General features: G+C 31.2%; 16 protein-coding genes. 15 read left to right on the forward strand and 1 reads right to left on the reverse strand.

Annotated features, from left to right (window positions below):
• Positions 1-261 precede the first annotated feature (261 nt).
• From FM121_RS14175 to FM121_RS14235, 13 genes are all read left to right on the forward strand, one after another.
• Positions 262-921, forward strand: a complete 660-nt coding sequence (locus FM121_RS14175; protein WP_086952849.1) for a response regulator transcription factor — start codon at positions 262-264, stop codon at positions 919-921.
• Complete coding sequence (locus FM121_RS14180) at positions 911-2,302, forward strand: sensor histidine kinase (protein ID WP_086952850.1); 1,392 nt, start codon at positions 911-913, stop codon at positions 2,300-2,302. Before FM121_RS14175 ends, FM121_RS14180 begins: the two co-directional genes overlap by 11 nt.
• A 100-nt stretch (positions 2,303-2,402) precedes the next feature.
• Entirely contained in the window at positions 2,403-3,200 is a 798-nt protein-coding gene (locus FM121_RS14185) for a hypothetical protein (protein WP_086952851.1), read from the forward strand.
• Positions 3,201-3,229: 29 nt separating this feature from the next.
• Positions 3,230-3,955 carry a C39 family peptidase gene (locus FM121_RS14190; protein WP_086952852.1) on the forward strand — a complete coding sequence of 242 codons (726 nt, stop codon included), beginning with the start codon at positions 3,230-3,232 and terminating at the stop codon, positions 3,953-3,955.
• Between the two features lie 509 nt (positions 3,956-4,464).
• Positions 4,465-4,899 (forward strand): MarR family winged helix-turn-helix transcriptional regulator, encoded by a 435-nt coding sequence (locus FM121_RS14195; protein WP_086952853.1) that lies wholly within the window; start codon positions 4,465-4,467, stop codon positions 4,897-4,899.
• 19 nt (positions 4,900-4,918) lie between these two features.
• On the forward strand, positions 4,919-5,878 hold the full coding sequence (locus FM121_RS14200) for a ring-cleaving dioxygenase (protein ID WP_086952854.1): 960 nt from the start codon (positions 4,919-4,921) through the stop codon (positions 5,876-5,878).
• 12 nt (positions 5,879-5,890) lie between these two features.
• Positions 5,891-6,808 carry a VOC family protein gene (locus tag FM121_RS14205; RefSeq protein WP_086952855.1) on the forward strand — a complete coding sequence of 306 codons (918 nt, stop codon included), beginning with the start codon at positions 5,891-5,893 and terminating at the stop codon, positions 6,806-6,808.
• Entirely contained in the window at positions 6,795-7,403 is a 609-nt protein-coding gene (locus tag FM121_RS14210; RefSeq protein ID WP_373385090.1) for a flavin reductase family protein, read from the forward strand. Before FM121_RS14205 ends, FM121_RS14210 begins: the two co-directional genes overlap by 14 nt.
• Before the next feature lie 14 nt (positions 7,404-7,417).
• A complete protein-coding gene (locus tag FM121_RS14215) occupies positions 7,418-8,011 on the forward strand; it encodes an alpha/beta hydrolase (protein WP_086952856.1) in 594 nt (197 codons plus the stop codon).
• 341 nt (positions 8,012-8,352) lie between these two features.
• A complete protein-coding gene (locus FM121_RS14220) occupies positions 8,353-10,674 on the forward strand; it encodes a helix-turn-helix domain-containing protein (RefSeq protein ID WP_086952857.1) in 2,322 nt (773 codons plus the stop codon).
• Positions 10,675-10,817: 143 nt separating this feature from the next.
• Positions 10,818-11,852, forward strand: coding sequence for a signal peptide peptidase SppA (gene sppA, locus FM121_RS14225; protein ID WP_086952858.1), 1,035 nt, complete (start codon positions 10,818-10,820; stop codon positions 11,850-11,852).
• A gap of 1 nt (position 11,853) precedes the next feature.
• Complete coding sequence (locus FM121_RS14230) at positions 11,854-12,372, forward strand: RDD family protein (RefSeq protein WP_086952859.1); 519 nt, start codon at positions 11,854-11,856, stop codon at positions 12,370-12,372.
• A 16-nt stretch (positions 12,373-12,388) separates the two neighbouring features.
• A complete protein-coding gene (locus FM121_RS14235) occupies positions 12,389-12,802 on the forward strand; it encodes a DUF4064 domain-containing protein (RefSeq protein WP_179203899.1) in 414 nt (137 codons plus the stop codon).
• Positions 12,803-12,995: 193 nt separating this feature from the next.
• On the opposite strand, the gene FM121_RS14240 is transcribed toward FM121_RS14235, so the two are convergent.
• Positions 12,996-13,451 carry an ASCH domain-containing protein gene (locus FM121_RS14240; RefSeq protein WP_256958485.1) on the reverse strand — a complete coding sequence of 152 codons (456 nt, stop codon included), beginning with the start codon at positions 13,449-13,451 and terminating at the stop codon, positions 12,996-12,998.
• A 125-nt stretch (positions 13,452-13,576) separates the two neighbouring features.
• Here FM121_RS14240 and FM121_RS14245 point away from each other — a divergent pair, with 125 nt between their 5' ends.
• Both FM121_RS14245 and FM121_RS14250 read left to right on the forward strand, forming a co-directional pair.
• On the forward strand, positions 13,577-13,981 hold the full coding sequence (locus tag FM121_RS14245; protein ID WP_179203900.1) for a DUF4809 family protein: 405 nt from the start codon (positions 13,577-13,579) through the stop codon (positions 13,979-13,981).
• A 145-nt stretch (positions 13,982-14,126) separates the two neighbouring features.
• Positions 14,127-15,713: an alpha-glucoside-specific PTS transporter subunit IIBC gene (locus FM121_RS14250; RefSeq protein WP_086952862.1), complete on the forward strand. Its 1,587-nt coding sequence runs from the start codon at positions 14,127-14,129 to the stop codon at positions 15,711-15,713.
• Positions 15,714-15,735: the final 22 nt, after the last annotated feature.

The following is a 15,735-nucleotide window of genomic DNA, read 5'->3' on the forward strand; positions in this document are numbered from 1 at the left end:
GATTTTTTATTTAAAAATCAGGATTTTTTATTTTTTACCACCGTATTAAATGCTAGTCTTTATTTGTTAGTATCATTAATATTCGAAATAGATAATAATATATTAAAGATAAGTTACTTCAAAATTGATGCTTGAAAGTTCTCATTGTGCGCTGCTTACTAAGCGATGGAATAAAAATTGACTTACGCCCTTTATTATTTATTAATAACTCTGTAACAAATATAATGTATTATAATAATAAAACAGAAAAATGGTGATATTATGGCAAAAATATTGATTGTGGAAGATGAATTGTCTATTAATTTTTTAATAGAGACAAATCTGAGATTAGTAGGACATAAATGTGATGTTGCTTTTGATGGAATTGTTGCAAGTGAAAAAATATCTAAAAAGAACTACGACTTAGTTCTATTAGATATTATGCTCCCAGGGAAAGATGGTTTTAGTTTAATCAAAGAAGTAGAAGATGTCCCTATTATTTTTTTAACAGCACGATCTGAGCTATCTGATAAAGTAAAAGGACTTCAATTAGGGGCGGATGATTATATAGTTAAACCTTTTGAAATGGTTGAATTAATTGCTCGAATTGATGCAATTTTACGTCGAACCAAAAAAAGAAAAGAAATTATTAAAATTAATGATTTTACAATTAATTTTTTGGAGAGAACTATTGTTAAAGAAGGCGCTATATTAGAAGTTACACCGCAAGAATTTTCACTTTTAGAAGTTTTAATCGTTAATAGAAATATTAGTTTAAGTCGTGAAAAATTACTTGAATTAGCTTGGGGATTTGATTTTGAAGGGGATTCAAGAACTGTTGATGTTCATATTCAAAGGATTAGAAAAAAAATGAATATGGAGAATATGATAAAAACTGTTTATAAAATGGGTTATCGATTAGAGGTGAAAGATGAAATTTAGAGTTTTTTTTCTATCTATTATTCTTTTTTTAGTAGTCTATTTTGGTAGTTTGCTAATACTAGGAAATAAAATATTACAAAATCAAATAGAATCAGGTGAACAAAGAGCTACATCTCAAATAAACTATTTATCATCTATGTTTAATAGAGATATTGTATCAATTAGATCTAGAGATAAAAATAGTCAAAAAGATTTAGATGATATATTAATTGCTTATTCAAAACAGTATAGCGCTTCTGGTTACATGTTTGATGTGTATAAAAAAGATCAAACGTTAACAAGAAGTATCCCAAAAGATTTTTCGTCAGAGAAACGGGTATACGAGATGAGTGGGAATATCAATTTGTCACTTAATAAAAATAAAAACAAAAAATATTATATTCGATCTATTAATAAAATTTTAGATACTGAGGGTTACTTTATTGAAACAGTCTATGATATTTCACCGCTAATTAACGATTGGAAAATCCTCATACGTAATATGATAACAATAGGTGTGTTAGGAGCTATATTATTTTCAGTAACACTATACAGAAGTTTAACATGGGTATTTTCACCTATTAAAGAGGTCACCACAATTTCAAAACAAATCGCAGAAGGAAAATATGATAAAAGAATTTCTATAAAGTCTGGTCAAGAAGCAGTTAAGATGGCTAATTATTTTAATACAATGGCAGATACTATTCAGAAAAATATAGATGAATTAAAGAAACAATCCGTAAGTAGACAAAATTTTATAGATAATATTTCTCATGAACTAAGAACACCTATCAGTTCAATTCATGGATATGCGGAGTTATTATTATCAAAAGGTTATGATGAAGAAATTTTATATTTGTCATCACAACAAATTATGAAAGAAAGTAAAAGAATAATCAGTTTGTCAGAGAAACTTTTGTATTTATCAGGAGTTCGAGAAGAAGTAATTATTTTTGAAAAACTTAATGTTCAAAGGTTATGTAATGATATATTTGATTCTACAAGAATTGAACGAGAGAAAAAAAATATTGAACTCATATTTGAAATAGAATCAGAATTTATTTATGGTAATTTAGAATTACTTCAGAGTTTATTTATTAATTTTGTGAATAATTCAATTCAAGCTTCAGATAATGATAAGAAAATTTTTTTAAAAGCATATACAGAAGAGGCAGATTTAATTTTTATAATTATTGATGAAGGAAAAGGGATTTCAAAAGATCAACTTTTAAAGATAAAAGAGCCTTTCTATAGAGTTGATTCGGCTCGAAACCGTCAAGATGGTGGCTTAGGTTTAGGTTTATCTATTTGTGCTAAAATTGTAGAAATTCATAAGGGAGAAATGTTTATCACATCAGAATTAGAAAAAGGAACAGAGATAAAAATATTATTTACAAGTTAGCAACAACTTAGTAATAATATGGAAATGACTACATATTATTATACAGATAGTGATAGCTAGCAATCACTAATAAAAATTTTTTTAAGACAGGGGTATGACAATGAAAACAATCAAAAAAAGTGTTATTTTAAGCGTGGCAGCGATTAGTCTTTGTACAGGAGGTGTTAAATTAGCGATGGCAACATCACTTGACTCTAAACTTAATGATCAAAAAATTGTAAGTAATGAAAATAATATCTCATTGAAGAGCAATCAAAATGGATCTTCTCAAGCAATTGCTGTAGATTCAAATAGTGAAAAATTACCATCAGGATCAATTAGTGCTGATGAAGCGGCTGCTATTGGATCAAAAAAATTATCAAGTGTAATGAAGTATCAAGTTGGAAATCAAAAAATAAATATGAAATCTGTGAAGAGTTTCGATGGTCGTTGGACATGGCAAGGCAATATACCTGTATCAGAAAATGAAGCTACAGAATTTATTATAGATGCAACATCAGGAGAGTTAATTTTTATGGGACAACCCACACCGACAGAGTATACAGAGCCAAAACTCTTAAACATTGATGAAACAAATAAACATTGGGAAAAAAATAGTATGTCATATATTGATGATGTGAAGAAAGTAGCGTCAGAATTTTCTGGACAAGAAGTAGAATCTGTAAAGTTTGATTATGTAGGAATTGGATTACAATCAACGAGTCAAGAAGATAATGACAAAATTGTAGAAATTGAAAAAAATAAGAAAGAAAATGAAATAATGTCAAATTATACTAATTTGAATTTTATAGTGACTACTAAAGATGGTAAAAAAACAGCAGTCACAATTACACCTGAAAATAAAATTATTAGCCATGTTTCTGCTATAACACCAGAAACAACAGAAGGTCTAGGTTAAAAAAATATGGAAGGGGCTAGATTTTGAGTATGAAAAAAAGTCTCTTACTACTAGGTGTAGCTGTGTTGATTATAATCTTAGTTTGTTTCACAACGTATGTAAATCAAGCGATGATAAAATCATCTGATAAAAATAGCTATAAACCGTCAAAAAAAAGGATGGTTCCTAAGAAAAAAATAAAAAATAGTTATTTAGAACAAACAAATACTGATATATTTGAGCGCAAATTTTCTAACAGACTAGAGGTGCCATTAATTTTACAAACTGATAAGAGATGGAAAGATGAATTTTATGGATTATTGACAGAAAATCCTCAACAAAATTCATTAGCTATCAACGGTTGTGCAATAGTATCTTTGGCTATGATTGCTTCTTTTATTGAAAAAAAAGAAGTCTCACCGATAGATGTTTTAGAATGGTCAGGTAGTAACTATTTTATTGAAAATCAAGGGACTTCATGGGATATATTTTCTGATTTTTCAGTTCATAATAATTATATATGTGAAAATTTGGGGTTTAATATTGAATTAGTTAAAAAACACCTATCAGAAGGACATCCAGTAGTTACATCTGTAAAACCAGGGATTTTTACAAAAGTAGGACATATAATGGTTCTTTCAGGTTATGATGAGAAGAATAATAGTTTTTGGGTAAATGATCCGAATGATGCTGAAGAAAAGGAGAACTCGCAAAAAAGTTTTTCACAATTGGAAATAGAACTAGAAGTAATCAATTATTGGACGATTTATAAATAAAATTAAACTGAGATTAAAAAAATGGGCCATGATGCGATAGAGTGATAAATGATCTATTGGTACTACTGATTACTCGCTTTTCACGGGAATTATCTGTGGAGTAGATTTTTATCTTCTTACTATTAAAGATTATTCGTATAAACATAAAATATGCGGCGTTTGAGTGAACCTGTTGAAAAACTAATAAAAATAAGAAGAATTCGAATTAGTAGTTCTCTGAATCTCAAAATACTAGACTAAAAAAAGTAGTGGTTTGTGGAGAGAAATGCATCTATTTCAAGATGTAAATAGTAGTAATGTGGTATAAAAATAAAAGTCCCGATCTTCTTAATTGAAAATCGGGACTTTTTCAGTAGCCTAGTTTGGGTTCGTTTTTTTTTTACAAAAAACAAGTCTTTTTAATTTACTTTTAGTAAGTAAAAATATAAGATGAAACCAGATCAAGAGATTAAGTTCTCTTTTTTAAAAAATAATTATCTCGAATTCGAGATAAAAAAGGAGTGGTTTCCATGAATCGAACAGATCAAGCGTTAGGAACGTTTATTGGGTTAATGCGAGGTAGTAGTAAATTAGAAAAAATTGTAAAAAAAGATGTGGCTTGTTATCAACTAAATTTGACGGAGTTTTCAGTCATGGAGTTGCTTTTTCATAAAGGAAAACAAACGACACAAAATATTAAAGAAAAAATTCTGATCGCAAGTAGTAGTACCACGTATGTGATTGATCAGCTAGAAAAAAAGAATTATGTCGAGCGACTAATCAGTAGTGAAGACAAACGAATTACATATGTGATGTTATCTGATAAAGGTCGGGTGTTAATGACTGAGATATTCCCAACGCATGCTGAAACGATAAAAAATAGTTTTTCAGGATTAGATGAGCAGGAATTAGAACAATTACTTAAATTATTAACTAAATTAAACAGACAATTAGATAAACAATAACAGAAAAGAGGAAATTAACATGAGACCACAAGACCAACCATTAGGAATTCACCACGTAACAGCTATGACAAGTGATGCTAAAAAGAATTATGATTTTTTTACCAAGATATTAGGAATGCGTTTAGTTAAAAAGACAGTTAACCAAGATGATATTCAAACCTATCATACTTATTACGCAGATGATTATGGAACACCTGGTACAACCATGACGTTCTTTGATTTTCCAAATAATTCAAAAGGAATTAAAGGAACGAATGCGATTACTAAATCAGGATTTAGAGTACCTTCAGATGCAGCATTAACTTATTATAAACAACGTTTTGAAGAATTTAATGTGACACATGGAGAAATCACTGAAGATTTTGGTGTGAAAGTTTTATCATTTTGGGATGAAGATGAGCAAAGCTACCAGTTAGTTTCAGATGAAAATAATGAAGGCATGAAACCAGGAATTCATTGGAAAGAGGGACCTGTTCCAGCTGAATTTGCTATTTACGGTTTAGGAACAGCTGAAATTACGGTAAGTTACATGGATCAATTTAAACCATTAATGGAGAACGTGTTTTCATTTAAGGAAATTGCCAGAGAAGATAATCGCTATTTAATGGAAGTTGGCGAAGGTGGTAATGGTGCCCGAGTTATTTTAGTCGATGATCAAGAATCTAAAGATGCGTTACAAGGTTATGGAGAAGTTCATCATATTGCTTTTAGAATCAAAGACAGGGAGTCATTAAATGTTTGGCAAAAATTATTTGAAGAATTAGGATTACCAAACTCAGGTTATGTTAATCGATTTTATTTTGAATCACTTTATGTCAGAATTGGTCATATTTTAATTGAATTAGCCACAGATGAACCTGGATTTATGGAAGATGAGCCTTATGAAACGTTGGGGGAGAGTTTAGCTCTACCACCTTTTTTAGAAAATAAACGTGACTATATTGAAGGTGCTATCAAACCTTTTAATACGAAAAGATAAGGAGAATGCAATATGGAATCAATTAAAAGAATCCACCACATTTCAGCAATTGTGGGAGATCCAAAAGAAAATGTCAGATTTTATGAAACAATTTTAAAAATGAGATTAGTGAAACAAACAGTCAATTTTGATGAGCCGGAAACGTATCATTTATATTATGGTAATGATTTAGCAGAGCCAGGCACATTAATTACTTTTTTCCCTTGGCCAACAACAAGTCGTGGACGTGTAGGTAGTGGACAAGTCGGGCAAATTGCTTTTCGAATTCCTAAAGGCAGTGTTGGCTATTGGAATGAACGATTGACTTCCTTTGATGTGAATTTTGAAATTAGTCAATTATTTGGTCAAACTACAATGGAATTAGAAGATTTTCACGGATTGGCGATTGCGTTAGTTGAAAGTGAGGAAGAAACAGAAGGAAATCGAATTATTGGTTTTCATGGAACGGTGCTACTATCAAGCCAACCTAAAGATACCATGAAAACATTAAGAGATGATTTAGGCTTAACGCTACTCTCAGAAGATGCAATAAATTTTCATTTAGAAACAGCAGGAGCAGAAAAGCATCATATTATTGTGCCAAAAGAGAAACTACCACGAGGACGGTTTGGTGTGGGAACTGTTCATCACGTTGCTTGGTCAGTTCCTAATGATGAGACTCATAGAGAGTGGCAAGATTATTTATTTGAAGAAAAATATAGTGTCACTGAAATTAAAAATCGTCAATACTTCCAAGCCATTTATTTTGTTGAAAAGGGAAATGTTGTCTTTGAAATTGCTACTGATGGACCAGGATTTACAATTAACGAATCTTTAGAAACGTTAGGACAAAATTTAATGTTACCTCCTCAGTACGAACATATGCGGGATACTTTGGTGGAAAATTTATTACCGTTGCGAGATGAGGTGGCAGTAAGTGATTTCAATTAAACCTGATGAAATGAGTGAACGGGATAATTATAAGTTTTTAATCGGATCAATAATTCCAAGACCGATTGCTGTTGTTAGTAGTTTATCAAAAGAAGGTGTCGTTAACATTGCGCCCTTTAGTTACTTCAATATTGTAACGGCTAATCCGCCTATTATTTCACTATCCATTCAGAGAAAATCTGGTGAAATGAAAGATACGACGAAAAATATTTTGGGTAACAAACAAGCGGTTATCCATATTGCTGATGAAGAAAACATTGAATCGACCAATCAAACGGCTGCGAATCTCAAGTCATCAGAAAGTGAACTTTTTAGAACTGATTTTACTCTTGGATCTTCTGATCTAGTATCAGTTCCATTAATCAATGAATTAAAAATTAAAATGGAAGTAGGTTTGTATCAGCATGTTCCGATTATGGATCAAGAACAGGTAACTGCCGACTTACTTTTATTAAAAGTTGAAAATTATCATATTCAAGAAGGGCTATATAAAAAAGGTCGAATCGATGCTGATTTACTCAAACCAATGAGCCGTCTTGCAGGAAATGATTATGCTGCTTTGGGGAAAAAAATGAGTATTAAACGACCGGATTAAAGGAGATGTATAAGATGGAATATACAATCAAAAAAGGAATAGAAGAAGAACCTGTTTTGATTTTGTTACATGGAACAGGTGGTAATGAGAATTCGTTAATGGATGTAGGAAAAGCTTTAAATGATCAAGCAACTTTGATCGGTATTAGAGGGAAAACTCTAGAAAATGGTTATCCAAGATTTTTTAATCGTTTAGAAGAAGGGATTTTTGATGAAGAAGATTTGGAAGCAAGAGCGATAGAACTTCATGAATTTATATTAACATTAGTGAAAGAAAATCAATTAGATTTAGCAGATGTGGTACTAGTAGGGTATTCTAATGGAGCCAATATCGGTGTCAGATTATTACTAGATTATCCAGAAAGTTACCAAAAAGCAGTCTTGTTTCATCCAATGTATCCTGTTGTAGTAGATGATAAAACGGATTTAAGTCAGACCCATATTTTTGCGACAATGGGGGAGCAAGATCCAATCGTGACGGTATTTGAAAGTTACCGTGTCATGGAGTTATTGAAAGATCGAGGTGCAGAAATTATTGAAGAGTGGACAAAAAATCATCAATTAACTTTTTTAGAAGTTGAAAGAGCTAAGAAATGGTTAAACGAATAAAGAGATAAAAAGACTAGAATCCTTTTTCAAGGCCTAGTCTTTTTAAGTTTAATTTTAACTATTATTTGGGAAATAATCATTTTAAGTTTATTTAGTTGGGAACGAAAAAACGGGGATTAAATCGTATGTCTAAAATAATTAAAATGATTTTTTAAAAACTTGATTATTTAAAAAAATTAAATAAGAGTTGATACCTACATTCTAATCACATTGAATTAAAAAATAAGCGCTTTTTCACCTTTTTTAAGAACGTATTTCTTATTGCGTGTATGAGTTTGGTGAAATAGTTCGCCAGAAGAACATTTACTGATGTATAATTAAACTAAAAAGGAGAAATCACAATGAAAAATCAGGATTATTATGTCTCTTATGAAAAGATAACCAAGAAAGAAAAGAAAACATTTAATAATTTAACTTGCTTTTTTTTAGTAAAAGGTAGTATGGTTATTCACTTTAATAATCAATACTTAACTTTTGAACCAGGAGATTTTATTTTCATCAATATGAATGATACAGTAGAAATTGTGACACTCCTAGCACCAGAAGTTCAAGTGTTTAAACTATCTATTGCTAATGTATTTTTATTAAAACGGTATGAGGCTTATCTGTCTAGTCGTTTTAAGTGCCATTCTTTATTAAAGGGACAAGAAAATGAAATCAATCTTAATCAATTAAAGCAGTTGTTATCACAACTGATTATCCAATATTTTAGTGCAGATAAAACAAAATATTTAAAGGTAGCTATTCATTTACAAGAGATATTATTAATTTTAATTGACAATTTTCAAATTAATATATTTAATAGTCAACAGTTTCGATACAGTGATAAATTAACGGATGTATTTGAATATATTCATATGCATTATAAAGAACCCATTAAATTAGAGGATGTTGCAAATGATTGTTTTATGTCATCATCGACACTCTCTAGGGTTTTTCAAGAACAAACAGGCATTAAATTTAATACTTATATCAATGAATTAAGAATCCAAATGAGTTTGAATGATTTATTATATACAGCAGACTCAATTGATAAAATAGCTCATAATTATGGGTTTACAAACAGCAAAACGTATAGAGTTCAATTTAAACGATTATTTGAAGCCTCCCCAACTGAATATAAAAATACTTTTTTTAGTAAGGAGACTAAAAATTCAGAAAAAAATATTTTACAACAAGAAAGAGATAAATTAATTGAAGAGGATTTAGAAATATTACTAAAATATGTTGGAGTTAAGCCAGAAAAAAAGAATTTTACAGAATCGAATGGGCAGAAAGCAACGCTTCATATTGAATCTGATCATGTTAGAGAGCAAGGACATTCAGAGGTAATTGTTCATGTGAATAGTCTAGAAGATTTATTTTTAGATGAAATAAAAAAACAATTGATGATGATAAAAAAAGAAATGGGCTGTCATTATATAGGAATTAGAAGCCTATTTACAGAGCCACCAAGTTCATATACAGTCTTTCAGCAAACAAAAATGTCTCTTTTTTCACCTTTTAGCCGGTTTGATATAGTGATTGATTTTCTAAGACAAAATAATTTTGGGGTATATTATCAGTTATCCCTTACAGATTATGGGCAAGTTTCTTCTTTTTACAAACAGGACCATCAAGAGTTTTTTAAATACATTGAATACATGACACGAAATGAATTTTTACCAGGTTGGCGAATTGCCATTCGATTTGAAAAACAAGAAATAAAAAAAGGGACGAAAGCCTTTAAAGAACTTAGAGAAAAAATCAAACGTATTAACCCTCAAATCAGTGTTGGAGTAGAGCTTCCTATTGGGTATCCTGACTATAGTTTCAAGACTAAAGAAGAAGAAACTGTATTTAGAAAGGAGGTACTAGAGGTTGTCGAATTCGTTTCCTACGAATCAGAACCTAATTTTGTGGTTGAGGAACTTGATTTAAGCCAATTTGATTCGTTTGTTACTAAAGATGTTCAATCTGCTAAAAATCGGTTAAAAAGTTGGGGAGTAGATTTACCTTTTGTACTATCAGAATGGAATACATTGACAGGAAATACACGCTATAAGAACAGTTATTTTTTTAGAGCAGCGCTAATTGTGCACGAGTTAGCAAAGTTGGAACCTCTAGTAGATAGTTATGGCTTTTGGTTAAATACATTCTTATTTGAAGGAAAGCATCACAGTGCAGAATCTGTCAGATATGATGGATTAGAATTATTTCATTATTATAATTGCCGTAGACCAGTATATTTTTCATTAAATCTTTATAAACGTTTACGAGGTAATGTGATAGCAATGGGTAGTCATTTTATTTTGACGACGTTGAATGGACATTATCAATTATTAACCTGGAATGCTCAGTATTTTTCGCCCAATTTAAGTTTAAATGAAAACTATTTAAAAAATAAAACGTTAGAGTTAGAAATTAATAGTAGTAACGTGCCCAATGGGTTGTATCAAGTAAAGAAATTTACACTAAGTAAGAATCATGGGGCAACTGTTTATGCTTATGATCGTTTTTCTAGTCAACAAATATTGGATGAAGAAGCCCATCAATATTTATCTTATATCACTCATCCTAAAATGGATGTTTTTGATAAAAAATTTGAACATGGTTTAGAATTTAAATCACTTTTAGAACCAAATGATGTTTGTTTATATGAATTTTTTAAATTAGAAGATTAAATTTTTAAATGAATATGGTATCATTAAATGAACATTAAAATCATTTTATGTTCTCGTATATTAGTAATAATTGTTATAAAAAGGATTATTGTCATTAATTTATATTTTGAATTAGGCATAAAAATTTAGGAGGCGTTAATAATATGAATAAAAGAAGATGGGTAGCAGTTGGCATTGCATCTAGTTTACTAGTTTTATCATTGATAGTGGCATCTATTCCAGGAAAAGCACCAGAAGAAGAAGTGCCCAATACTTTAAAAGGATTGAATAAAGTTTTTTATGGTTCTAATCAATTAACTGAGGACATATTAGAAGAAGGAAATTCAGGGAAAAAAATAGTTAAACTTACGGTAGAAGGAGCAATTTCTGATACAGGTGAAAGTAATTTGTTTAGCAAAGAAACATATAATCATCAAAATTTTTTAACACAAATAAAAAAAATTCAAGAAGATAGATCGGTAAAGGGCGTCTTATTAGAAGTTAACTCTCCAGGTGGAGGTGTATATGAAAGTGCTGAGATCGCTAAGGAATTAAATAAAATTAAAGAAAAAAAAGTTCCGATTTACACATCCTTTAAAAATATGGCAGCAAGTGGTGGGTACTATATTTCAGCAAATTCTGATAAAATATTTGCCACAGAAGAGACTACCACTGGTTCAATTGGTGTTATTATTTCAGGATTAAATATTTCAGGATTGTTAGAAAAATTAGGTGTTTCTGATGCTACATATAAAAGTGGTGCTTTAAAGGATATGATGTCTCCTAATAGAAAACCTACCGAAGAAGATGAAAAGGTGCTACAAGATTTTGTTATGGCAACTTACGATCGTTTTGTTAATATAGTGGCGGAAGGTCGTGGGATGAGTGTACCTGAAGTAAAAAAAATAGCTGATGGTCGAATTTATGATGGTAATCAAGCCCTAAAAATAGGATTAATTGATGAATTAGGCTATCCAGAAGATGCTTTAAATGCTCTGAAAAAAGATAAAAAATTAGAAGACGCTCAAATTGTCAGTTATAAAAATGATGTGAATAATTTTGCTTCATCATGGCTAGGAATAAAAATGGCTGAATGGCAAGGAATAAAAGCGACTAATTCAGATCAAATTGTTTCGACCATTGAAAAACTAGGAAATTCAGAAGCGCCAAAACCAATGTATTACTATGGAGGTTATTAAAATGGAGGAATTAGCAGAGTTTAATGATGTTATTAAAGAAGAAATACCTCAAAAAATCAGTGACTTTCCTAATTACTTTTATGCAGGATTTTGGGTACGCTTGTTTGCTTTTGTGGTGGATTTAATTTGTATAAGTATCGTTACAGCAGGTACGATTGGACTAGTTTATAAAATCCAAGGTTTAGAAAAGACCCATTCATTGATTACGATTTACGGTATAGTATCTTTGGTTATCTATTTAACTTATTTTACTTTATTAACTAAACTGAATGATGGGCAAACTTTAGGAAAGATGATTTTTGGAATTAAGGTTGTCAGTTTGGAAGAAGAAACATTAAGTTGGCAAACAGTATTGATTAGAGAATGTGTCTGTCGTTTTATACTCCAAACGTTTATTTTTGGATTAGGCTATCTAGTATCAATTTTTACTCCTAAAAAACAACATATAGGTGATTATTTTTCAGGAACTAGCGTGATCATCATTAACATGATTAAAGCATCAGGCAGTGAAATAAAATAAAAAGGAGATGAAGGAAATGAATGTTAGAAAAACAGAAAGTGTTTTAACCTTGATTAGCGGAATTGTCGGTGTGATTGTTAGTGGCTTTACTTTGTTAATAGGAGTCCTGTTTACGGCAGTTGATTTTTCGACTTTACCAGAACTAGAGGCTACAACTGATGAATTAGAGATATTAGGGATTATGGGTGGGGGTATTGCGGTAATCGCAGCGATTGCTTTAATTATTTCAATTGCATTAATTATTATCTCAACTCAACTTAAGAAAAATAAAAATACGGTCGTGTATGGTGTGATAATTTTAATTTTAGCTATTATTCCCTTCTTTTTACTTACCTTTTTATGGACGATATCTGGAATTTTAGGCGTGATTGCAGGGATTATGATGTTATCTAGAAAAGTGGAAATGCCAGAAGACCCGATGGCGTTTTAGACATAGAGATAGAAAGAGGCTGACTCAAAAGTCAGTCTCATTTTTATTTATACGAATAATTTTTAATAGTCAGGGGATAAAAAGTCTACTCCACAGGCATACTGAACCAAAAATGATTAATAAAAAAGACCGATTATTCGTTTTTGCCTTCAGTTACTCAGAGCAAAATGATTTTTGACCCATCTCTCTTTTATTATACCCGATACACCACTTCAAAATTCTCACAAATCAATTCCATTTGAGTATCAAAGGTGGTACCTAAACTCTCAGCTTCATCCATAAAGAATTTTTTATGTTCATCGTACCAATATTGATAAGTCAAATCGCCTTCACCTTCACTTAAAGCAAATTCCTCAGTGACATCATCCATTTTAGCTAGTTCAATCTTTTTAATTTGAATCACAGCAAGTGGTTCACTTTTACCATTTAAAACAATATCATATTGCCCTATTTGTGGTAGTGGCTCCCCACTGATTCGGTAAAAATCAAAAACAGAACAAGTTCCTCTTTTTTTACCTTCTAAAACAAGGTTAACTAACTCATCTGCCATCTTAGTATCAATCCCATCACCAAACATCCAAGCTTCTGGCATGGCGATATTTTTTAGCTGCTTACTTTGGCAAAATTTTTCCAAAAAAGTTTCAATCACGATGATTCCTCCTAATTTTAAGGTTAATTCCTATTTTAGCACAGTAGTTAAATTTATATTTTGGTAAAACCAAGTTAAATTGTGATAAAATGAACGTGATAAAACAGAAGAAGGTGAAAGAGAAAATGAAGGAAGTTAAAATTATTAAAACAACAGACCTTATCAATGGTGGATGTAATGCGTGTCCGACAGTTAAAAGTGATGTTTACGTATTGGTTTTAAATGACTTAAATCGTCCATTAGAAAATTTGGATGTGACATCTCTAGTCATGACAGTTGCTTTAGCAAATGGTTATAAACAATATCAAGAGTATGATATGGCAGAAGATTATGATGTTTATAAAAATGGAACAAATGAAGTTTCAGTGATTCCAGAATATGATAAATTAATCATAAAAAAAGGTTTTAGCCAACATAAAGTAGCAAATAATTATCAAGAGCCAGCAGAGATATTTGCAGTAGTGAATAATATCCTGACCCAATTTTTTGATTTAGAAGGCTTAAATTTTGTGATTGAAGAAGAAAAATAATGAGATGATGAAACCAAAGTGTCTGTTAATGATACTTTGGTTTTTTTGTGCGGTAAAAGTTACTGTTGTTATGTAACCGCTTGCTTAAAGCGTGGTTTAAATTAATAATAAGCTCATAGGATAAAGGAAGGAGCGGAAAATTTTTATGATGGAAAAAGTACAGCGATTTGGTGGTGCAATGTTTACCCCTGTTTTATTATTTTCTTTTTCAGGTATTATGGTTGCTTTATGTATTATTTTTAAAAACCCGATGTTAGTGGGGAGTATTGCAACAGAGGGGACAACTTGGTTCAGTGTTTGGTCGATTATCGAAGATGGTGCATGGACGGTATTTAATCAAATGGAGTTACTATTTGTTATAGGCTTAGCAATTGGACTAGCTAAAAAAGCCAATGCAAGAGCAGCTATGGAGGCATTCGTTGTGTATACCACATTTAATTATTTTGTCAGTGGTATGTTGAAACACTTTGGCTCATTTTTTGGTGTTGATTTTGCTCAGGAAGTTGGTGGTGAAAGCGGCCTAAAACTATTAGGGGGAATCAAAACATTAGATACAGGAATCATCGGTGCGATTATTATTTCTGCTATTGTTGTTTATATCCATGATCGTTACTTTGATACAAAATTACCTGATTTTCTTGGGATTTTTCAAGGCTCATCTTTTGTTGTTATTATTGGTTTTTTCGTCATGTTACCAGTAGCTTTTATTACAGCCCTTATTTGGCCTAAGATTCAAATGGGAATTGGTTCGATGCAAGGCTTTTTAGCAAGTTCTGGTGTGTTTGGGGTTTGGTTATACACCTTCTTAGAGCGGATTTTGATTCCAACGGGATTGCATCACTTTATCTATACACCTTTTGTGTTTGGCCCAGCTGTCGTGGAAGAGGGGATTTCAAAATATTGGATGGCTCACTTAAACGAATTTTCGCAAAGTACAGAGCCGATGAAGAAACTATTTCCAGAAGGAGCTTTTGCTCTTCATGGTAATTCGAAAATTTTTGCAGCACCTGGTATTTCTGCAGCCTTTTATTTTACTGCTAAACCAGAAAATAGAACGAAAGTGCTAGCGATTTTAATTCCAACAACCTTAACGGCTGTATTAGCAGGAATTACAGAACCACTTGAATTTACATTTTTATTTATTTCTCCGCCATTGTTTGCTCTTCACGCTGTGTTAGCAGCGACAATGTCAGCAACAATGTATGCTTTTGGTGTAGTAGGAGATATGGGTGGTGGTTTTATCGATTTACTAGCGAAAAACTGGATTCCTTTATTTGCGAATCATAAAGGAATGATATTCACTCAACTGCTGATTGGTTTATCCTTTACAGTTATTTACTTCTTAATTTTTAGATTTATTATTTTAAAATTTAACATTCCAACACCAGGTCGTGAATTAGCTGGAGCAGATGTGAAATTATACAGTAAAAAAGAGTTTAAAGAAAAACAAGCTCAAAAAGACGATGCATCAACTAAAGAAACTGGAGAATCTATTTATATGGATCGTGCCATTATTTTCTTAGAAGCTTTTGGTGGTTCAGAAAATATTGAAAAAGTCGCCAACTGTGCCACTCGGTTGAGAATTACAGTAAAAGATGAAACAAAAGTACATGAGGATGCTGCTTTTAAATCAGGTGGCGCACATGGTGTAGTCCGTAAAGGAAATGCGTTCCAAGTAATCGTCGGGCTTGATGTCCCTCAAGTTAGAGAACAATTTGAAAAAATACTATAAAAAAATAGAATGGAGTCTTTAA

The sequence above is a fragment of the Vagococcus fluvialis bH819 genome (assembly GCF_900163795.1).
GTDB classification, from domain to species: Bacteria; Bacillota; Bacilli; order Lactobacillales; family Vagococcaceae; genus Vagococcus; species Vagococcus fluvialis_A.